This window comes from Streptomyces lunaelactis (assembly GCF_003054555.1).
GTDB lineage: Bacteria > Actinomycetota > Actinomycetes > Streptomycetales > Streptomycetaceae > Streptomyces > Streptomyces lunaelactis.
In genome coordinates, this window is the sequence record NZ_CP026304.1 from 2,704,778 (window position 1) to 2,723,527 (window position 18,750).

Consider the following 18,750-nt stretch of genomic DNA (forward strand, 5'->3'; position numbering starts at 1 on the left):
GTTGAACGTTGATCTGGTCGCCGATCGGCAGGCATGTGCTGGGCCTGAACGTGCCGGTCCCCTTCGGGCTGCGCCAGGACACGCGGTAGTGCTGCTCAGCCTGGGTTGCCCGCTTCGGCGGCATTCCGCCCAACCGGTCGCATCATGGCCGTGCGACGGCGAAAGACCCTGGTGGTCTGCCGGGCCTGCGCAACGCCGACAGCGTCCCGGCAGGGCCGGCCGTCCTCCGCTCCCCCGGCCGCACTCGGGCCGCCGACCGCGCTCCTCCCTTCCCGATGGATGCGGTAGGCGGCTTTCTACTGCGCGTACTCGCTGACCAGTTGGGTTTGACAAGGTCCGCGCCAACCTCCATCGTCATTCCACTAACTAACTAGCTAAAGGGTGGTGAAGGAGATCGAGTTCCGTATCGACAGACGCAGCGGGACCGCCGCCTACCAGCAGATCATCCTGCAGACCAAGCAGGCTCTGCGGCTTGGCGTTCTCCTGCCCGGTGACCGGCTGCCGACGGCCAAGGAGGTCGCGGAGACCAGCGCGGTCAACCCGAACACGACCCTCAAGGCCTACCGGGAGCTGGAGCGGGAGGGACTGGTCGAACCGCGCCCCGGCCTGGGGACGTTCGTACGCCGGTCACTGGCCCAGCCTCAGGCTGCCGCCGACTCCCCGCTGCGCGGAGAGCTGGTGGCGTGGATGGACCGGGCCCGCGCGGCGGGTCTCGAGCCGGACGACGTGACTGCCCTGGTCGCGTCGGTCCTGGAGGAGCGGTACGCAGAGGGCGCGGCGACCGCCGGAAGCAGTCACAGCCGTGAGAGCGAGGAGCTCAAGTGAGTACGGTCATAGGCAATGGGGGGTTCGCGGAGGAATCCGCGATCGAGGCGTACGGCCTGGGGAAGCGGTACCGGCGCGGCTGGGCGCTCAAGGACTGCTCGTTCCGGCTGCCGGCCGGGCGGATCTGCGGGCTCGTCGGCCCGAACGGCGCGGGCAAGACCACGCTGATGGGGACGGCGGTGAACCTGCTGAAGCCGACGACGGGCACCGTCCGGGTGTTCGGCGCGGCCCCGGGGTCTGAGGAGGCCAACCGGCGCACCGCCTTCCTCGCCCAGGAGAAGCCGCTGTTCCGGCGGTTCACCGTCGCCGAGATCCTGCGCCTGGGCCGGGAGTTGAACCCCCGCTGGGACCAGAAGACCGCCGAGGAGATCGTCCGTTCCGGCAATGTGCCCTTCACCGCGCGGATCGGCACTCTCTCCGGCGGCCAGCGCACCCGTGTGGCCTTCGCCCTCGCCTTCGGCAGGCGTCCCGACCTGCTCATCCTCGACGAGCCCATGTCCGACCTCGACCCGCTGGTACGCCACGAACTCATGTCCGTCCTCATGGCCGAGGCCGCCGAGCACGGCACCACCGTACTGATGTCCACCCACATGCTCGCCGACCTGGAGAACATCTGCGACTACCTCATCGTCATCGCCTCGGGCGGTGTCCGCCTGGCCGGCGAGGTCGAAGACCTCCTCACCGCCCACACCCTGCTCACCGGGGCCCACACGGGTGAGGGCGTCCCCCAGGACCTCGCTCGGCACACCGTCGTCGAATCCCGCGTCAGCGGTCGGCAGGTCACCGCACTCGTCCGACCCGACGGACCCGTCGCCGGCACCTGGCAGGCCTGCACCCCCAACCTCGAAGAGATCCTCCTCGCCTACCTCCGCTCCCCCGACACACCACCCCTGATCAGCCCCAGCGCCCAGGTCGACCCGAAGGCGGCAGCAGCATGAGCACCACGACCACCGCCCACGCCCCGGCCTCCGCACCCTCCCGCCGCGGCCCGCGGCTCAGCGGCCTGACCTGGCTGGTCTGGCGCCAGCACCGAGCCGCGTTCTGGACCGGGCTCGCCGTCACCGCCGCGGGCATCGCATGGTTCGCCTACCAGCGCGCGAGCATGATGGACTACCTCAACGGGATCGGCTGGCCCAACCCGAAGTCGCCGGACTTGCCGGCCGGCTTCGAGACATACGGATCCCTGCTGTCCAACACCTCGTCCGCACTCGGCTTCCTCATGCCCGTCCTGGTGGGCGTTTTCCTGGGCGCCCCGCTGATCGCGAACGACCTGGAGCACGGCACCGGCAAGCTCGTCACGTCGCAGACGGTGAGCCGCGGCCGCTGGCTCGCCATGAAGCTCGGCATGGCCGTGCTCGTGGTCACGGTGTGCACCGCGGCGCTCTCCGCCGCGTTCGGCTGGTGGTTGGAACCGGTCAGCAAGGAGGACAGGGAACTCTACTGGGTGGTGGGCAGCGCCACGGGCCCGGTGCCGATGGCGCTCAGCCTGCTCGCAACGGTCGCAGGTGTGGCGATCGGCATGGTCCTGCGCCGCACGCTGCTGTCCATGGTGGTCACCTTCGGCTTCGCCGTCACGGTGCAGCTCGTCTGGGCCTTTCGCTGGATGGATCTCGGCAACGTGGTCACGGTCACCACGCATGACGGCGCCGGCGACGGCACGTTCCCGCAGCTGCCCGAAGCCGCCTATGACACGGACCAGTCCTACCTCACCGGCTCTGGAGAGCTCCTCGACCATGGCAGCTGCGCCAAGGAGACCGAGCAGGCGATCAACGCGTGCCTGAACGACAACGACATCGTCGGCTGGTCGGTGGACTACCTGCCCCCCTCGGAGTTGTCCCCCATGATGTGGACCGGGTCCGCGATCCTGCTCGCCCTCACGGCCGCCGTCGCGGTGTTCATCTTCTGGTGGGGCCGCAAGCGGCTGTACTAGGCCGTGTCTGACACATGGCGCCGTCCGCCCGCAGGGCGGCACCAGGCGGGATTTGCCAGACACGGCCCCAGGCCGACGGCAAGAGACGCGGGCGGTGCCGGCGGGAGCCTGTACCGCCCGCGCGGCCGTGTCCGCGCCCGTCGAGAGAACCCCTCGCGGAACTCTCAGCCGAATAGCCGAGGATCTGCCCGGTCGGCGGGAGGGACGCTCTCCATACGGGCCGAGCTCGGAGGCTGGGTGAAATGGCGGGCGGCGGCCAGGAGAAGAACCGCCAGGGCGGCCGGTGCCGCGTAGGCGAGACGGAACTGGCCGGTGGAGCCGAGGAGCCCGCTCACGGCGCCACCGGTGACAACGCCGACATAGTTGAAGAGGTTCAGGCGCGCCAGGACCACCTCCGAGGCAGCGGGACGCAGCCGCGCGGCGGAGGCCAGACACAGCGGAGCCAGGACGGACGCCCCCAGACCCACCGCCCCGGCCGCGAGAACGGCGAACGGCCAGCTCGGAGCTGCGGCCATGCCTGCCAGGGCGCACGTGAGCATCAGAATCGCGGTGCGGACGACGGCGGCCGCTCCGAACTTCTGCACGAGTTGGTCGGTGGCGGCGCGGCCGACGACGGTGCCGGCCTGGTAGGCCGCGTAAGCCAGCGGCGCCACCGCGAGGGACGCGGCGAGGGTCTGGCGCAGGTAAACCGCCGACCAGGCCGAGACGGTGGATTCGACGACGTAGACAACGAGGAGGACCAGGCCGAAAGGGATGAGCCGGATCCAGAGGCGGCGCCCAAGGGGCGGCTGCGCGAGGGTGTCCGATGGCTCGTCGGAGGAGGGAAGGGTGTGTGAGCGTATGCAGAGGGCGAGGAGTAGGACGATGCCTGCCTGCACGTTCAGGCCGTCGGCTACGGACCACTCCAGCCGTGCCGCCCCCGCGGTGAGCAGGGCCGCGACGACGCCGCCCACGCTCCATGCCGTGTAGAAGGAGCCGAACACGCTGCGGCTGTAGGCGCGTTCGACCGCCGCAGCCCGGGTGTTGACCCCGACGTCGAGGGCACCGACAGCGAGCCCGAAGAGGATGTACGCGCAGATGACGGTCGCCTCGTCAGCGGCCCGCCCGATCAGCACCAGCGCGGCGACGGCCGTCAGTATGGCCCCGCGGATCGTGGCGACGGGACCGGCGCGGCGGATCGCGGCCAGACCCAGGAAGCTGCCGCCCCCTGCCATCAGTGCCACCGCCACCATGACGGTGGTCGTCAGGAGCGGAGCCAGTTTCAGGTGTTCGGTGACAGCGGGGACGGTCGTGTACACGGCGGCGACGGACACACCTTGTGCGGCGAACGCGATGGTCGCGGCCCTTTGGGCGCCGGCCTTGGGGGCCGGGCGCCAGGCGCTCGCCCTGCTTGGAACGTTGAGGGACATGGTGCTGTCGCGCCTCCATTTCCTGTGTGCCCGGGAGGGCCGACGTGCATGCGGTGCGGGTTCCGGAAACCGTAGCCAGGGCGCGGTGGGCGAGCGCAGGACGCCAGGGGCCGTACAGGGGACTTCGGGGGCCAGAGCCTGCGACCGGTGGTGCCGGGATGCTTACGGTGGTCGCCCAGGAGAAGGTGAGTGCGATGTCCTTTGCCCCCGGCCCGGCAGACCCTCCCGGGACCAGCCGCAGCACGTCGGCGACGATTCAGCCGAACATCCTGCGCTATCTCGTCGTGGTCGCCGACGGGCGCGGCATCGATCTGCGGCCCCTGCTGAAACAGGTCGGGCTGGACGAGACGGTCATGCGCTCCGCCGCGCTGAGGGTGTCGTACCGGCAGGGCAGCGCCGTGATCCGCCGTGCGCTGGAACTCACCAGGGACGAGCGCCTGGGGCTGGAGGTCGGTGCGGCGCAGCACCTTACGGCGTGGGGCCTGCTCGGCTTCGCCCTGATGGCCGACGACACGCTGCGCCACGCCATCGAGACCGGGGTGAAGTACCAGAACCTTTCGGGGGCGATGGTGGTGTGGTCGGCCGGCGTGAGCGAGGAGGACGGCGCCTTCGTGCTGCGCGCCGACCTTCCCGATCCCGGCATGGACCCGGCCGTCGCCGGCTTCCTGGTCGAGGAGGGGCTCGCCTCCGTGGTCACCCTGTCCCGGCTGGCCGTCGGCCCTGCCTTCGCGCCGAGGGTGGTGGAGTTCTCCTGTCCGCCACCTCGCCAAAGCGAGCTGTACGGCGCTCTGTTCAGCTGTCCGGTCCGCTTCGGCGCCCCGGCCGACCTCGTGGTCATCGACCCTGCGTGGGCCCGTGCCCGGATGCCCGGCCGGGATCCTGTGACCTACGCGTCCACTCTGGAGATGCTCGACGCGCAGATGGCTTCCCGCCGCGACCAGCAGGACCTGCTGGAGGTGCTGGAGATCTCCGTCGCGCAGAGCCTCCCGGTGATCCCTTCGTTCGGCGAGCAGGCACGGCGGCATGCGACGAGCGAGCGGACGCTGCGCCGCCGGCTGGCCGACTGCGGCACGACGTACGAGGCACTCGCCGAGGGAGTACGCCGGGAACGCGTCGAACAGCTGCTGCTCCGCCGGGAACTGACGCTGCGCGACATCGCCCGCCGGGCGGGATTCTCCGACGAACGGGCGCTGCGCCGCGCGGTACGCCGCTGGCACGGCACCTCCCCGGTCCACCTGCGGGAGCAGATGCTCCAGGGGGCGCGGCACACGGAATGACGTGTCAGCCGACGGCTCGGGTCAGCGGGTGCGGATCCAGACCGTCTTCTCCCGGGTCCACTGGTCGAAGGCGTTGGTGGACTTCTCCACGCCACCGAAGCCGGACTGCTTCCAGCCGCCGAAAGGGGTGGTGATGTCGCCCTCGCTGTAGGCGTTGACGGAGACCACTCCTGCCTCGATGCCGCGTGCCAGCCGCAGCGCGGTGTCGAGGTCGCGGGTCCACACCGAGGCAGCGAGCCCGTACTCGGTGGCGTTGGCCATCCGCACCGCCTCGTCCTGCGAGGTGAAGGTCTGGACGGTGACTACGGGACCGAACAGCTCCTTGGTGAGGACGTCGCTGCCGTCGGGGGCGCGGGTGATCACGGTGGGCGGGTAGTAGGCACCCCGCGGAGGCAGCCCGTGGGGCAGTCCCCCGCTGTGGATCTGGGCTCCGCCGGCCCGGGCTGCCTCCACGGCTCCCGCGACCCGGTCGAAGGCAGTGCGATTGATGAGCGGCCCCATCTGGGTGCGCGGATCGGCCGGATCACCGATGACGAGCTCTCTCGCCGCAGCCGTGAGCCGCTCCACAACCTCCTCGGCGATACTGCGGTGCACCAGAACACGGGAGCCGGCCGTGCAGTTCTGCCCCATGGTCAGGAACGCGGCTTCGGTCATGTGGTCGATCAGCTCGTCACCGTAGGAGAGCGCGTCGGCCATCAGGACCTGGGGGCTCTTGCCGCCCATCTCCAGCGAGACGCGCTTGAAGTTGCTCTCGGCCGCGGCCTTGAGGATGCGGCGGCCGGTCGCGGTGGACCCGGTGAAGGAGAGCGCCCCCACGAGGGGGTCACGGGCCAGGGCCGCCCCGGATTCCCGGCCGTATCCGGGCAGCACCGTGAGCACCCCGTCGGGCAGGCCGGCCTCGGCGGCGAGTGCGGCCAGGTGCAGGGCCGAGCGCGGGGTCGCCTCGGCGGGCTTGACCAGGAGACAGTTGCCCGCGGCCAGGGCGGGGCCGACCTTCCAGGCGGTCATGGCGAGCGGGTAGTTCCACGGCAGGATCGCCGCGACGACCCCGACCGGCTCGCGGCTGATGAGACCGAGACCGTCGGGCCCGCCCGGCGCGAGGCGGCCGAAGACCTTGTCGGCCGCCTCGGCGAACCAGCGGATCGACTCGATGGCACCCGGTACGTCGCCGGTACGGCATTCCGTGATCGGTTTGCCCGCGTCCTCGCTGTCCAGCCGGGCGAGGATCCCGGCGTCGCGTTCCATCAGGTCGGCCAGCCGCAGCAGCACCGCGCCGCGCTCCCGGACCGGCAGCCGCGACCACACCCCGGCGTCGCAGACCTGCCGGGCCCGCTCGGCGGCCTTGGCGACGTCGTCGGCGCTCGCGGCGGGCAGGGTGGCGATCGGCTCCCCAGTGGCGGGGTTGATGACGTGCAGCATCTCGTTCGTGGTCATACCTCCTCCACCAACTCCCAGCGCCCGTCGGTCCGGCGGGCCAGTCCGCGTCGGCGGAGGTCCTCCAGATAGCGGGCCATGCCGCGCTCACCGCGCTTGCGGAACAGCGGGAAGAGCCTGGGCAACAGGTTCGGCACAAGCATCGCGAACCGCACCAGACGGGACTCACCGGGCCGGGGGTAGGCCTCCAGACGGGGCTTGTCCAGCAGGCTCAGCACGGCCGCGACGACGTCGGCGGGCTGCTGCGGCCGGTCCTGGAACTGCATGGAGTTCCCGCCCTCCACGGCCTCCTGGCGCAGCATCCGGGTGTCGGTCGCCGACGGCAGCACCGAGCCGGCCAGGATGCCCTTGCTCCTGAGGTCGAGCCCGATGGCGAGCATCGCGCCCCGCAGCCCGAACTTGGAAGCGGTGTAGACCGGGGTCTCGCCCAGCGGGAAGATCCCGCCGAGGGAGACCGTGGTGACCACCCGGGCGTCCCGAGAGGCCTTCAGCAGGGGGATCGCGATCCGGGTGGCGACCAGCGGGGAGGTCAGGTTGAGGGTGATCTCCCGCTCGATGCTCTCGACGCTGCGGACGTCGAAGCGTTCCGCGCTCGTCATGCCCACGTTGTTGACGAGCACGTCGAGGCGGCCGTGGGCCTCGGCGACAAGCTCGAACAGCCGCTCCACCTGGGCGCCGTCCATCAGGTCGCAGCCGATGCCCGTGTGCCCGGCGCCGGGAAGCTCCGCGGCCACGTTCTTGGCGCGGGTCTCGTCGATGTCGACGACGACGCACCAGGCGCCACCGGAGGCGAAGCGGCGGCACAGAGCACTGCCGATGCCACCCGCGCCGCCGGTCACCAGCATGACCTTGTCGGTGAAGTCGAACCCGCTCATGCCGCCGCCTCCGTGCGTCGCAGGGTCCGCACCGACGGCGGTCGGCCCTCGGTACGCCAGCCCATCTCCCCCGCGACCTTGCCCAGGTACTTCACGAAGGCCCCGCTGTCGACGTAGCCGGTGTGGCGGGGCGAGTCGACGAACTTCAGCCCGCCGGACAGATCCGGGCGGTCGGCGCGGATCATGCGGGCGAACCGCTCCGCGTTCGGCAGCCCGTGCCGCACGTCGTGGACGTACCCGGCGATCAGCTGCGCCTGGGTGTCGAAGAGCTGGTACGCACCGGAGTTGGTCTCCACGAAGCCGATGCCGAACAGGCCCTGGTGCTCGCGCGAGAACGACGACAGGTACAGGTCGGGGTGCTGTTCGTCGCCGACGTGCTGCTGCGCGACCGGCACTTTGTGGACGTAGCCCGTGGCCAGCAGGATGAGATCGAAGTCGTCGCTCGTGCCATCGGTGAAGTGCACGGTCCTGGCCTCTGTGCGGGCGATCCCGGGCTTGGCGGTGATGTCGCCGTGCTGGAGGTGGTGGATCAGCAGCGAGTTGATGGCCGGGTGGGTCTCGAACAGCTTGTGGTCCGGCTTCGGCAGCCCCAGCCGCGTCGGATCACCGTTGATGATCCGCAGGAGGGCACCGAAGACCCGCTGGGCCAGCCACATCGGCAGCTGCGGCCCGCTGTTGGCGATGGTGTCCACCGGCCGGCCGAACAGGTGCTTGGGAATGAACCAGTACCCGCGCCGCATGCTGATCACCGCGTGGTCCGCGGTCCGGGCCGCGTCGCACGCGATGTCGCAGCCGGAGTTCCCCGCGCCCACGACCAGGACCCGCTTGCCCCGCAGCTCCTCCGCGCTGCGGTAGCCGACGGTGTGCCGGATTTCCCCGCTGAACTCCCCCGGCAGTTGGGGGATGTTGGGGTGCCATTGCGAGCCCGTACAGACGACGACCTGCCCGTGCACGCTCTGCCGACCGTCGGCCCGGGTGACCATCCAGGTGCCGTCCGCGTTCTTCTCGACGCCGTCGACCTCCACGCCGAACTCGATCCGGTCCGTCAGCCCGTAGGCATCGGCGAAGGACCGCAGGTACGACAGGATCTGCCGGTGCGGCGGGTAATCCGCGAAGTCGTCGGGCATCGGAAAACCGCCGAAACCCGACAGGGTCCTGCTGGAAATGAAATGGGCCGACTCGTACATCGGGCTGCCGGGATTCTCGATGTCCCAGATACCGCCGGGGCCGGTGTGCCGCTCAAGATGCGTGTACGGCAGATTCCGCTCCGCCAGGGCCCTGGCGACCGCCAGCCCGGCAGGTCCCGCCCCGATCACGCACGTATCAAACTGGCTTTCCTTCACGGGCCTGCCTCCTCGTTCCACCCGTTTCACGGGCGTTGGAGGAAACGTATTCACCAGCCATTCAGCGGGAACTGACCCACGCGGCCACGGACCGGACCTCAGCGGCCGCGCCACCACGACATCCGTCGGCAGGAAGCCTGACTTGTTCGGGCGACTTGTTCATGGGACTCAGTCGCTATGATGTGGCCATGGCTCATGTTCCCGCGGCCGAGCGCCGCCCTCAGCTGATCAAAGCGGCCATCGACTTCATGACGAGGGAAGGAGTCGCGGCCGGAAGTACTCGTGCCATCGCCGCTGAGCTGGGGGTGGCTCAGGCCACGGTGCACTACATCTTCGGCACGAAGGAAGGGCTGTACCGCGCTGTCATGGAGCAGCTCACGCAGGATCTGGTCGCACAGGTCGAGCGGGCCGCGCCGGCCGACGCCGGATTCGAGGAGACGGCCGGGACGCTGGCGGCCGCCCTGTGGCGAACGGTGCGTGAGCAACCCGCCAGTCATCAACTCCTCATGGAACTGACCATGTACGCGCTCCGCTCGCCCGCCCTGAGCGAGGCCCTCGAGAGCCAGTACCGGGGCGTGACCGAGGTGACGGCGAAGCTGGTGACCGAGGCGGCCGAACGCACCGGCCAGCCCCTCGCCCAGCCTGCGGAAACGATCGCGCGGTTCTTCCTCGCCGGCTTCGAGGGGCTCACGTTGCAACGCCTCTCGCACCCCGACGAGGAGGCCGAGCACACCTGCCTCCAGGCCTTCGTGTCCGCCGTGGTGGCCATGGCCGGCGGTCGACTGGACCTCGTGTCCGTACCTGTGAGCTGACAGCGGTCAGAGCACTCGTACGGCTACGAATGCTCCCGCATTCGGTCCCTGGTCGCGCGTATTGAGGGTCTCGGAACGCATTCCCCGCCCCCCTTCACTCAGCTCCGGTTCAGGAGTTCGGGGGCGACGTGCTCGCGGCACCGCGCCGCCGCTCCGGCCTGCCTGGCGGTGCACCCGCTTGCGCCATTCTTGCCGCCGGCGAATCCCATGAGCACGCCCGGTCCACCGTCGGGCGGGGCTTGTCGAACCTCTCGCGCCCGGGCGAACCTCCCCGCAGCCGGCCCATGCCGGACAAGCCCCCCGCCCGCCAGAGCGCCAGCCCGGAGACCGCTGGGCCATGCCGTCGTGCACGTAGGCCCTCTCGCCGGTCACGGCGGCCTGGTACATGACCATGCCGACTTCCTGGCCGGCTCCGGGATCGACGAGCTCTCGCGTCGCGGGGAGCCCGGCCGGCCCCGCGCCGATCACCAGACGCCACTCTCCACTCCTGCACCGGTTGGGCGGCTCGCGTGCCGCGCGTACTGGCCATCGACGCTCCCTTGCTCACAGCGGTGAAGCAGGCAGCAAAGGGCGGACAGCCGATATTCCGGTCGACAAAGTCGACTGTTTTCATCACCCGACAACATCTGCGATCTGGACTCATGCCGATAGTGGCACGCACCATAGTCGAATGACTCGATCGATCGACTTGAGCAGGTGATAAAGTCCCCCTACCGATTGCGGCGCCCATCGGCATCGGCCAGTCCCGTGACTGGAGTCCGACGCGTGCCCCTGCCGCTTCCCCGCCCATGTCCGCGCTCGGGTGTGCGGGAATCCCCACCGTCCAAGGGAGTTCGTCATGGCCGTCCTGCTCCACCGGCTGGGCCACAGCGCCTACCGGCACCGAAAGCTCGTCCTGGGCATATGGCTCTTCGTCCTGGCCGCACTCATCACCTGCGTCAGCGTCTTCAGCGGCAAGCTCGACGACCGCTTCTCTGTGCCCGGCACCGAGTCGCAGGGTGCGCTGGACAGCCTGAGCAAGACCCTTCCGGAGGCCTCCGGCGCGGGCGCCCAGATCGTCCTCACCGCCCCCAAGGGCCACCAGGTCACCGAAGCCCCTTACGCCGCTGCCATCGCCCGGACCGTGGCGGAAGCCAAGAAGGCTCCCCAGGTCGGCGAGGTCGTCGATCCCCGCGCCTCCGGCGCCGTCTCGGCCGACCGGAGCACGGCGATCGTCCAGGTCCAGTACCCCGTGCAGAACACGGAGGTCCGCACTTCATCCGTGGACGCGGTCGAGGCTGCCGCCCGGGCGGCGGAGAAGGACGGGCTGAAGGCCTCGGTGGGCGGTTCCGTCTACGGCAGCAAAGGCGTCCACGTCGGCCCGTCGGAGATCATCGGCGTGGCTGTGGCCCTGCTCGTCCTCGTCGTCACGTTCGGTTCGCTGCTGGCCGCCGGCATGGCTCTGCTGCCCGCGCTCATCGGTGTGGCAGTCGGTCTGACCGGGCTGCTCGCTCTCGCACCCGCGGTCAGCATCTCCTCCACGGCCGTCACTCTCGCCCTCATGCTGGGCCTGGCGGTCGGCATCGACTACGTGCTGTTCATCCTCTCGCGCCACCGCCAGCAACTGGCCCGCGGAGCCGACCCGAAGGAATCCATCGCGCTGGCCACCGGCACGGCCGGAAGCGCGGTGGTCTTCGCCGGCACCACCGTGATCATCGCGCTCGCCGCGCTGAGCGTCATCGGCATCCCGTTCCTGACCACGATGGGCCTCGGGGCCGCCGGAGCCGTACTCATCGCCGTACTGGCGGCGATCACCCTCGTCCCCGCCGTCGCGGGATTCGCCGGCTCCCGGCTCACCCCCAAGCCCGGCAGCCGCGCCGCCCGGCGGGCCGCCGACGCCGAGGGATCCACCGGCCGCACCACCATGGGTACCCGCTGGACCACGTGGGTCATCGCCAAGCCGCTGCTGACGGTGCTCGCCGTCGCGGGCATCCTGGTGACCCTCGCCCTGCCCGCCACGGACCTGCGCCTGGCCCTTCCCGACAACGGCTCCGCCCCGCACGCCTCCACCGAACGCAAGGCCTACGACACGATCAGCGACAAGTTCGGTCCCGGCTTCAACGGCCCGCTCCTCGTCCTGGCCGACACCAACAGCGGCACGGCTTCCACGAGTTCACAGGCCGGCGCCCAGGTGGCACAGAAGCTGGGGAACCTCAAGAACGTCAAGGCAGTCCTGCCGCCCCAGCCCACCAGCGACCCGGCACAGAGCGTCATCACGGTCCTGCCCGCCTCCGGCCCGGACAGCGTCCGCACCGACCAGCTCGTCCGCGACATCCGCAAGGCCGCGCCCGACATCCGCGAGACGACTGGCGCCTCCGTCGCGGTCACCGGAACCACCGCCGTGAATATCGACGTCTCCAACCGGCTCAGCGACTCCCTGCTGCCCTTCGTCGCCATCGTCGTCGGCCTCAGCCTGCTCCTGCTGATGATCGTCTTCCGGTCGCTGGTCATCCCCGTCAAGGCCGCCGTCGGCTTCTTGCTCTCGGTGGGCGCCTCGCTCGGTCTGGTCGTCGCCGTCTTCCAGTGGGGCTGGCTGGCCGACATCCTCGATGTGCCCCACAGCGGCCCCGTCGTCAGCTTCCTGCCGATCATCCTGATCGGCGTGCTGTTCGGACTGGCCATGGACTACGAGGTGTTCCTCGTGTCCGGGATGCGAGAGGAATGGGCCCACACCGGCCGGGCCCGCCAGTCGGTGATCGACGGCGCACGCCACAACGTACGGGTCGTCACCGCGGCCGCCCTCATCATGTTCACCGTCTTCGCCGGGTTCTTCCCCCTGGACGACTCCCTGATCAAACCCATCGCGTTCGCCCTGGCCGTCGGCGTTGCAATCGACGCCTTCGCCGTCCGCATGACGCTCGTACCGGCAGTACTCGCTCTCGCCGGCCGTGGCGCCTGGTGGCTGCCTGCCTGGCTGGACAGGATCCTGCCCGACCTCGATGTCGAAGGAACCAGCCTCCAGAAGGCTTCGGCGCAGGCGTCGGCACAGGCGTCGGCGACGGACCGCAAGGAACCCCGGATCGTCTCCTGAGGGCCCCTGCCCTCAGGAGACGATCCGGTGGGCTCGCTATGCGGCCGGCCTTACCCGGGGAGACGCGCGCGATGCGCCGTTGGCGGCCTTGGTGATGAGGTCGCTGACCGTGTCCGGCTGGGAGACGGTCACGGCGTGGGATGCCTTGGTCTCGACCGTCCTGGTCAGCGGGTGCTGTGCAGCGCGGTGCGCAGGGTGGCGACGGCCTGAGCGATGGCGGCCTCGGCGGCGTTCGTCCCACGCAAGGCGTTGAGCATGACGAAGTCATGGATGATGCCCTGGTAGCGGACGGCGGTGACGGGTACGCCGGCGGCGCGGAGCTTGTTCGCGTACGCCTCGCCCTCGTCGCGCAGGACGTCGGCCTCGCCGGTGATCACCAAGGCCGGGGGCAGACCGGCCAGCTGCTCCGGAGTCGCGCGCAGCGGTGAGGCGGTGATCTGCGCGCGCTCCGTCTCGTCGGTCGTGTACTGGTCCCAGAACCAGCGCATGCCGTCGCGGCGCAGGAAGTAGCCCTCGGCGAACTGCTGGTAGGAGTCGGTGTCGAACGCGGCGTCGGTCACCGGGTAGAACAGCACCTGCGCCACCAGCGGCACGTCACCGCGCTCCTTGGCCATCAGCGTCAGCGCGGCGGCCATGTTCCCGCCCACCGAGTCGCCCGCGACCGCGATCCACGCGGCGTCCAGGCCCTTGCCCGCGCCCTCGGCGACGATCCAGCGGGCAACGGCGTAGTTCTGCTCGATGGCGACCGGGTAGCGCGCCTCCGGCGACAGGTCGTACTCCGGGAAGACGACCGCCGCGCGCGCACCGACGGCGAGTTCGCGGACGAGGCGGTCATGGGTGTGGGCGTTGCCGAAGACCCAGCCGGCTCCATGGATGTAGAGGATCACTGGCAGAGAGCCGGTGACCCCGGCGGGCCGTACGATCCGGGCCCTGACCGTGCCGGTGGGCCCGCCCTGGACGCTCACCCACTCCTCGTCCACCTCGGGCTTGGCGATCTTGCCCGACTGGACGTCGTCGACGGCCTTGCGGCCATCGGCGACCGGAATCTCGAACAGATACGGCGGATTGGCGGTGGCCTCGGCGAACGCGGCGGCGGCGGGTTCGAGAACGGGACGCGATGTGTTCTGGCTCATACGTGAAAGATAGTGCACAATTAAGTTGCACACAACTTAATTGCTCAAGAGATACGATTGAGCGAGGCAAACCGGGCGTGTCAGCCGCGCTCTGGCTTCCCTGAGCCGCCGCGGACACTGCCGACCGGCGTGTCAGTCGTCGGCGAGCAGTGTGCCGAAGATCTGCCGCCCGATGCCCTCAGCCCGCGCCTGGTCGACGATCTCGCCCTGCACGTCCGGGTGTTCGCCCGCCCATGTCCGGGCGGAGGTGGTGCTGGTGAAGAAGTTCAGTACGTCGCAGCAGACCGAGGCGGCGGGCCCGGAGCCGGAGCGGCGGCCGACGAACACCACGGCGCCCGCCGGCTCCCACACCGACTTCTGGTTGATCGTGGTGACGGTGACCGGCTCGCCGGTCACCGGGTCCGCGGAGGAGATGACCACGTCCCGGCCGAGCATCGCCGGGATCCCGAGCGCGTCGATCGCGCACATCGACCACGCCCGCGTGCCGCCGTCGATCCGTACCCGGTGCGGTGTCGGTGTGGCGGAGAACGGGTACGCCGCCTGGATCCACCCCTCCTCATCAAGGGTCAGGAAGTCCTCGGCAGCCAGCTCGGCCAGCACGTCACGGGCCGTGCGGCCGTACGGGGCGGCGACCGGGTCCAGTACGCCGGGGGCGGGTGCGGTCCCGGCGTCGGCGAAATGCAACAGCACCGTCTGGTGCACCGCCCGCAGCCCGCGGTCGGCGGGCGCGCGGCGGCCCCGGCCTGCTCGGCCCAGAGGATCGAGGATGTCCGCCTCGCAGCACTCTTCCCCGGCCGCCTCGGGCAGACCGGCCTGCACAAGCGCCCGCCGCAGGTCCGCCACGCTCGGTGCCCCGTCGGTGGTGCCGTCCGCCTGGCGGTAGAGGCGGCACGACACGCTGGGCCGTGTGCCTGCAGCGGCGAATGGATCCTCGCCGTCGATGAGTACGGTGGGTGAGCCGGCCATCCCCCACCGAGCGGCGCTGGCCTCGCCGGACACCTCGACCAGATCCACGGGCACGGCCCGGCCGGCGAGGGCGGTCTGGAGCCGCTCGCGGACGGCCGGGGCGTTCGGGCAGTCGGGAACCGTCAGCACTGTGATCCGTACCGCTGTCTCCCGCTCGTTCATGGCCTGTCCTCCGGTCATCAGTTCTGTCCGGACCGTAGACCTTCCAGTGGGGTGGAAGGTCAAACTGTTCGGCCTGCCCGACCACTTTGCCGACACAATGGAGGCATGGATGCCGTACGACGAGGCCCTCGCCGAGCGAGTCCGGGAGACGCTGCCACCGACCGATGACGTCAGCGAACGCAAGATGTTTGGCGGACTGGCGTTCCTGACGGGCGGCCACATGTTCTGCGGCGTCGTCCACGACGAACTCATGATCAGGCTCGGGCCGGACGGCGCCACCGAGGCCCTGCAACGCCCCGGCGTGCGGCCCATGGACTTCACCGGCCGGACCATGAAGTCCATGGTGTTCGTCGCACCCGACGCACTCGCCGGGCCGGCGCTCGCGGACTGGATCTCACAGGCCGCCGCCTACGCCCGGAGCCTACCGCCCAAACCGGCCGCGCCCCGAGGCAGATGACCTCTCACCCGGCAGAGCTGGAACAGCGGAGTTGGCGGAAACTCGGGATCGTTTCGCCAGTCCATGGCATAGGCCGCCACCCGGTCGGGCGGGAGCGGGATGACGCGCTCCGCTGTCTCGTCGATCGTCATGCCGCTCTCCCGACGTCCCTGCCGGGCGCCGTACGCGGGACGGTCAGCCGCTCCACTCAGGATTCCTGCCGCTGGCGCCGAGCGCGCGGTGGAAGGCGGGCGCGTCGGCGGATACGGGGACGGGCGGGCCGTAGGCGCCGCTGGTCCGGGCTTGCTCCGCGATCTGCTCCACCGCGCCGAGGGCGACCTGCGCAGCGTCCTCGCCGATGGCGAACTCCTGCCCGGTGGCGCGGGCCAGGTCCCAGCCGTGCAGGGCGAGTTCCTCCAGGGTGATCGTGGCCGCGAAGCCGGCCGGCATCTCGCCGGGGCCGAACTCGGTCGTGCCCTCGTACGTGCCGGGGTCACCCCAGGCCGCCGCGGCCCGGTTGGCGGACTCGGCGACGGACGTCGTCGATGTGCCTGAGGCGGCGGCCCCGTCGGGCTGCGGCTCCTTCCGGGCGGCGCGCGCGGAGGAGGACAGGGTCTCGCCCAGGTGGTCGAGGAGCTCAGCGACGGTGAACTTCTCGCACGGGGTGCGGTCGCCGAGCTGTTCGGCAGAGACGCCGGAGGCCGTCGCCGCGACCGCGTCGGCGCATTCCCGGATGGCGGTGGGCAGTGTGCTGTGCTGGGTGTTCATGAGATCTCTCCCTCGGATTCGCCGGTGCGTCCGGCGGGGGTCGGTGCAGGGTCAGCCGGTGAAGAAGGGCGCGGGCTTGCCCGTCTCGGCGTATGCCTTCAGCTGTACGAACTTCGTCGCCCAGCCGTACGTGAAGTCCCGATAGGCATCGTCGACGGCCGGGAAGCCGCTGTGGGTGAAGCGCAGAGTGACGTCGCCCTCGGGGCGAGTCAGGACCTCGTAGGTCTGCAGTGTGCCGGTCCAGGGGCCGTTCTCGCCCGCCAGGACGAGCCGCTTGCCCGGCTCCGCCTCGGTGATGCGCAGCCGCCACGCCTCCGGCACGCCAGGGAACTGCAGTTCATGCAGACCGTCCGCGTCGGCCTCGATGTGCAGCTGCATCGCGATGTCCGTCATGACATGTGCTCCTCGCCAGTCGCTTTAGCTCAGACTAAAATGACTTCGCCTCGATGGCAAATTGAAGTGGCGGCTAAAATGAAGTCCATGGATGCGGTACGGGCGGTCGCCGAGCCCAGACGGCGGGAGATTCTTCGCCTGGTCTGGGACGCAGAGCTGTCCGCGGGCGAGATCGCCGAGCGGTTCGACGTCACCTTCGGAGCGGTCTCGCAGCACCTCAAGGTGCTACGGGACTCCGGCCTGGTTACGCTGCGCCAGGACGGCAAGAAACGCTTCTACCGGGCCGACCGCGAGGGCATGGGCCCGCTGGCCGACTACCTGCAGTCCATGTGGGCCACCAAGCTGGACACTCTCGCCGAGCTGGCGGAAGCGGCCGAGGCGGAGGAACGGGCCCAGGTACCCGATGAGTCCGAAGGGGCGAGCCCTTGAGTACAGACGTGGTCACGGTGGAGCGGCGCATCGCCGCCCGGCCCGAGACGGTGTTCTCCTTCTTCACCGACCGGGACAAGTGGCTGTCCTGGATGGGCAAGGCCGGTGAGTTCAGCTTCGAGCCCGGCGGCGCGTATCGGACGAACGTCACCGGTGAGAACGTCGCGGAGGGCCGCTTCGTCGAGGTCGACCCGCCCAAGCGGCTGGTCTTCACCTGGGGTTGGGCCGAGGGCGGGATGTCCGTGCCGCCCGGCTCGACGACGGTCGAAATCACCCTCGAACCCGTCGCCGACGGCACCTTGCTGCGCCTGGTCCACCGCGGCCTGCCCTCCCTCGAGGCGTGCGCCGCACACAAGGAGGGCTGGGTGCACTATGTGGACCGGCTCGCGACGCTGGCGGCGGGCGGCGACCCGGGTTCCGACAACTGGATGTGAGCTGCCCGGCCTTTGGGTCACTGGCACGAGCCTGGCTGACGACACCACTGCCCGCCTTGTATCCCTGCTGGACGCGGCCGCCGAGCGCGACCGCTGCGCTCAGAGAGCCGACCAGGTTCACAGTCTTGGGACAGTGGCTTGGACATCGATCAGCGAGGGGCCAACAGGCGGACACCGTGGACCGGCCCCAGGAGATCAGGCTCGTACGTCTCGCTGCTGAACTTCCTTGAGCACTCCGGCCGCCGTCGCGAAGTCGTTGTCCACATGGAGGACGGTATGCCCGTGGTGGACCGCGGTCGCACACACCAACAGGTCGATCGCTCCTGCCGCGCGATGCTGACCCCGCTGGGTCAGTTTGTACTGGGCGGTGTCGACCCAACGCCAGGCATTCTTCGGAACGGGAGAGAGCAGGCAGAGTGTGTCCAACTCCTCCGCGAGCTCGTCCCGGTGGGACGGGCTGGTTGCCGAGTAGAGAAATTCGGCGCGTGTCGGCTCGCAAAGGTGGAACACCCCGGCGGCGATATGCCCCTCCCAGGGCGGCAATGCTCCGGGGGTGCGGAACAGGTGCCACAGGGCGGAGGTGTCAAGCAGGTATGTGATCACTCGAAGGCCTCGCGTCGGGCACGCTTGCCTGCGTCATGCACCGCCGCGGCCTGCTCGAACTCGCCACGCGCACCGCGCGCGGCCAGCTTTTCGGCGGCATCGAGCCGCTTGATCCGTGCCACGTAGTCCCGCAGGGCCGCGTTGACCGTCTCCTTCTTCGTCGTGACACCCATCAGCCGCATGGCCTCGGCGAGTGCCTCGTCATCGAGATCAATCTGTGTGACGGACATCGAGCACCTCCAGCATCCATGATGTATGCCATCAAGGTACATCACCAACATTGGAGCCGGCCTGACCTGAAGGAATCGGAATGGATGCCTCCAAAGCGTCGCAGGCCCGTCAGGTCGCGCAGGTCGGAGACCTTGGGCTGATGGAGTCCGTCGTCGTCAACGTGCTGGCGGAAGGGGCGGAAGCAGGCGCGTGGTCAGCTTGCTCTCTGCGCAACGGAGAG

The 18,750-nt window shown here is 69.9% G+C and carries 19 protein-coding genes; 9 read left to right on the plus strand and 10 right to left on the minus strand.

The features are described from left to right. Positions 1-384 precede the first annotated feature (384 nt). Genes SLUN_RS12305 through SLUN_RS12315 form a run of 3 tightly spaced genes read left to right on the plus strand, consistent with a single transcriptional unit; the run spans position 385 to position 2,755 of the window. A complete protein-coding gene (locus tag SLUN_RS12305) occupies positions 385-825 on the plus strand; it encodes a GntR family transcriptional regulator (RefSeq protein WP_108148529.1) in 441 nt (146 codons plus the stop codon). Next, on the plus strand, positions 822-1,763 hold the full coding sequence (locus SLUN_RS12310; RefSeq protein WP_108148530.1) for an ABC transporter ATP-binding protein: 942 nt from the start codon (positions 822-824) through the stop codon (positions 1,761-1,763). Before SLUN_RS12305 ends, SLUN_RS12310 begins: the two co-directional genes overlap by 4 nt. Further along, positions 1,760-2,755, plus strand: a complete 996-nt coding sequence (locus SLUN_RS12315; protein WP_108148531.1) for an ABC transporter permease — start codon at positions 1,760-1,762, stop codon at positions 2,753-2,755. The genes SLUN_RS12310 and SLUN_RS12315 overlap by 4 nt, the downstream gene beginning before the upstream one ends. 164 nt (positions 2,756-2,919) lie before the next feature. Here the strand turns inward: SLUN_RS12315 and SLUN_RS12320 are convergent, their stop codons facing one another. After that, positions 2,920-4,299 carry an MFS transporter gene (locus SLUN_RS12320; RefSeq protein WP_306610751.1) on the minus strand — a complete coding sequence of 460 codons (1,380 nt, stop codon included), beginning with the start codon at positions 4,297-4,299 and terminating at the stop codon, positions 2,920-2,922. A gap of 59 nt (positions 4,300-4,358) precedes the next feature. On the opposite strand from SLUN_RS12320, the gene SLUN_RS12325 reads away from it, so the two are divergent. Beyond that, on the plus strand, positions 4,359-5,441 hold the full coding sequence (locus SLUN_RS12325) for an AraC family transcriptional regulator (RefSeq protein ID WP_108154695.1): 1,083 nt from the start codon (positions 4,359-4,361) through the stop codon (positions 5,439-5,441). Positions 5,442-5,462: 21 nt separating this feature from the next. Here the strand turns inward: SLUN_RS12325 and SLUN_RS12330 are convergent, their stop codons facing one another. The 3 genes from SLUN_RS12330 to SLUN_RS12340 are packed head-to-tail and all read right to left on the minus strand — an operon-like array spanning position 5,463 to position 9,093. Further along, positions 5,463-6,875, minus strand: a complete 1,413-nt coding sequence (locus tag SLUN_RS12330; protein ID WP_108148533.1) for an aldehyde dehydrogenase family protein — start codon at positions 6,873-6,875, stop codon at positions 5,463-5,465. Then, on the minus strand, positions 6,872-7,750 hold the full coding sequence (locus SLUN_RS12335) for an SDR family NAD(P)-dependent oxidoreductase (protein ID WP_108148534.1): 879 nt from the start codon (positions 7,748-7,750) through the stop codon (positions 6,872-6,874). Before SLUN_RS12335 ends, SLUN_RS12330 begins: the two co-directional genes overlap by 4 nt. After that, positions 7,747-9,093 (minus strand): flavin-containing monooxygenase, encoded by a 1,347-nt coding sequence (locus SLUN_RS12340; RefSeq protein WP_175313870.1) that lies wholly within the window; start codon positions 9,091-9,093, stop codon positions 7,747-7,749. Before SLUN_RS12340 ends, SLUN_RS12335 begins: the two co-directional genes overlap by 4 nt. A gap of 188 nt (positions 9,094-9,281) precedes the next feature. On the opposite strand from SLUN_RS12340, the gene SLUN_RS12345 reads away from it, so the two are divergent. Beyond that, the gene (locus tag SLUN_RS12345; RefSeq protein ID WP_108148536.1) at positions 9,282-9,905 is read left to right on the plus strand and encodes a TetR/AcrR family transcriptional regulator; all 624 of its coding nucleotides are present in this window, start codon (positions 9,282-9,284) and stop codon (positions 9,903-9,905) included. A gap of 838 nt (positions 9,906-10,743) precedes the next feature. After that, complete coding sequence (locus SLUN_RS12355; RefSeq protein ID WP_108148537.1) at positions 10,744-12,975, plus strand: MMPL family transporter; 2,232 nt, start codon at positions 10,744-10,746, stop codon at positions 12,973-12,975. 164 nt (positions 12,976-13,139) lie between these two features. Here the strand turns inward: SLUN_RS12355 and SLUN_RS12360 are convergent, their stop codons facing one another. After that, the gene (locus SLUN_RS12360; RefSeq protein WP_108148538.1) at positions 13,140-14,108 is read right to left on the minus strand and encodes an alpha/beta hydrolase; all 969 of its coding nucleotides are present in this window, start codon (positions 14,106-14,108) and stop codon (positions 13,140-13,142) included. 132 nt (positions 14,109-14,240) lie between these two features. Continuing rightward, positions 14,241-15,254, minus strand: a complete 1,014-nt coding sequence (locus SLUN_RS12365) for an alkylmercury lyase family protein (protein WP_254710181.1) — start codon at positions 15,252-15,254, stop codon at positions 14,241-14,243. Between the two features lie 91 nt (positions 15,255-15,345). Between SLUN_RS12365 and SLUN_RS12370 the strand changes: the two genes are divergently transcribed. Next, positions 15,346-15,693: a TfoX/Sxy family protein gene (locus SLUN_RS12370; protein ID WP_108154696.1), complete on the plus strand. Its 348-nt coding sequence runs from the start codon at positions 15,346-15,348 to the stop codon at positions 15,691-15,693. Positions 15,694-15,867: 174 nt separating this feature from the next. Here SLUN_RS12370 and SLUN_RS12375 read toward each other — a convergent pair whose 3' ends face one another. Together SLUN_RS12375 and SLUN_RS12380 are read right to left on the minus strand one after the other, a co-directional pair. Then, on the minus strand, positions 15,868-16,440 hold the full coding sequence (locus SLUN_RS12375) for a TIGR03086 family metal-binding protein (protein ID WP_108148540.1): 573 nt from the start codon (positions 16,438-16,440) through the stop codon (positions 15,868-15,870). Positions 16,441-16,491: 51 nt separating this feature from the next. Then, on the minus strand, positions 16,492-16,833 hold the full coding sequence (locus tag SLUN_RS12380; protein ID WP_108148541.1) for an SRPBCC family protein: 342 nt from the start codon (positions 16,831-16,833) through the stop codon (positions 16,492-16,494). Positions 16,834-16,920: 87 nt separating this feature from the next. Here SLUN_RS12380 and SLUN_RS12385 point away from each other — a divergent pair, with 87 nt between their 5' ends. Both SLUN_RS12385 and SLUN_RS12390 read left to right on the plus strand, forming a co-directional pair. Then, positions 16,921-17,262, plus strand: a complete 342-nt coding sequence (locus SLUN_RS12385; protein ID WP_108148542.1) for an ArsR/SmtB family transcription factor — start codon at positions 16,921-16,923, stop codon at positions 17,260-17,262. Beyond that, on the plus strand, positions 17,259-17,696 hold the full coding sequence (locus SLUN_RS12390) for an SRPBCC family protein (RefSeq protein ID WP_108148543.1): 438 nt from the start codon (positions 17,259-17,261) through the stop codon (positions 17,694-17,696). Before SLUN_RS12385 ends, SLUN_RS12390 begins: the two co-directional genes overlap by 4 nt. 195 nt (positions 17,697-17,891) lie before the next feature. Here SLUN_RS12390 and SLUN_RS12395 read toward each other — a convergent pair whose 3' ends face one another. Together SLUN_RS12395 and SLUN_RS12400 are read right to left on the minus strand one after the other, a co-directional pair. Beyond that, on the minus strand, positions 17,892-18,299 hold the full coding sequence (locus tag SLUN_RS12395) for a PIN domain nuclease (protein WP_108148544.1): 408 nt from the start codon (positions 18,297-18,299) through the stop codon (positions 17,892-17,894). Further along, a complete protein-coding gene (locus SLUN_RS12400; RefSeq protein ID WP_108148545.1) occupies positions 18,296-18,529 on the minus strand; it encodes a type II toxin-antitoxin system VapB family antitoxin in 234 nt (77 codons plus the stop codon). The genes SLUN_RS12395 and SLUN_RS12400 overlap by 4 nt, the downstream gene beginning before the upstream one ends. Between the last annotated feature and the right edge of the window lie 221 nt (positions 18,530-18,750).

Bases quoted from the DNA above. Each gene is read 5' to 3' on its own strand.
- SLUN_RS12380 (WP_108148541.1), bottom strand. From the start codon at position 16,833: ATGACGGACATCGCGATGCAGCTGCACATCGAGGCCGACGCGGACGGT.
- SLUN_RS12330 (WP_108148533.1), bottom strand. From the start codon at position 6,875: ATGACCACGAACGAGATGCTGCACGTCATCAACCCCGCCACTGGGGAG.
- SLUN_RS12335 (WP_108148534.1), bottom strand. From the start codon at position 7,750: ATGAGCGGGTTCGACTTCACCGACAAGGTCATGCTGGTGACCGGCGGC.
- SLUN_RS12345 (WP_108148536.1), top strand. From the start codon at position 9,282: ATGGCTCATGTTCCCGCGGCCGAGCGCCGCCCTCAGCTGATCAAAGCG.
- SLUN_RS12375 (WP_108148540.1), bottom strand. From the start codon at position 16,440: ATGAACACCCAGCACAGCACACTGCCCACCGCCATCCGGGAATGCGCC.
- SLUN_RS12360 (WP_108148538.1), bottom strand. From the start codon at position 14,108: ATGAGCCAGAACACATCGCGTCCCGTTCTCGAACCCGCCGCCGCCGCG.
- SLUN_RS12355 (WP_108148537.1), top strand. From the start codon at position 10,744: ATGGCCGTCCTGCTCCACCGGCTGGGCCACAGCGCCTACCGGCACCGA.
- SLUN_RS12365 (WP_254710181.1), bottom strand. From the start codon at position 15,254: ATGACCGGAGGACAGGCCATGAACGAGCGGGAGACAGCGGTACGGATC.
- SLUN_RS12315 (WP_108148531.1), top strand. From the start codon at position 1,760: ATGAGCACCACGACCACCGCCCACGCCCCGGCCTCCGCACCCTCCCGC.
- SLUN_RS12400 (WP_108148545.1), bottom strand. From the start codon at position 18,529: ATGTCCGTCACACAGATTGATCTCGATGACGAGGCACTCGCCGAGGCC.
- SLUN_RS12385 (WP_108148542.1), top strand. From the start codon at position 16,921: ATGGATGCGGTACGGGCGGTCGCCGAGCCCAGACGGCGGGAGATTCTT.
- SLUN_RS12370 (WP_108154696.1), top strand. From the start codon at position 15,346: ATGCCGTACGACGAGGCCCTCGCCGAGCGAGTCCGGGAGACGCTGCCA.
- SLUN_RS12325 (WP_108154695.1), top strand. From the start codon at position 4,359: ATGTCCTTTGCCCCCGGCCCGGCAGACCCTCCCGGGACCAGCCGCAGC.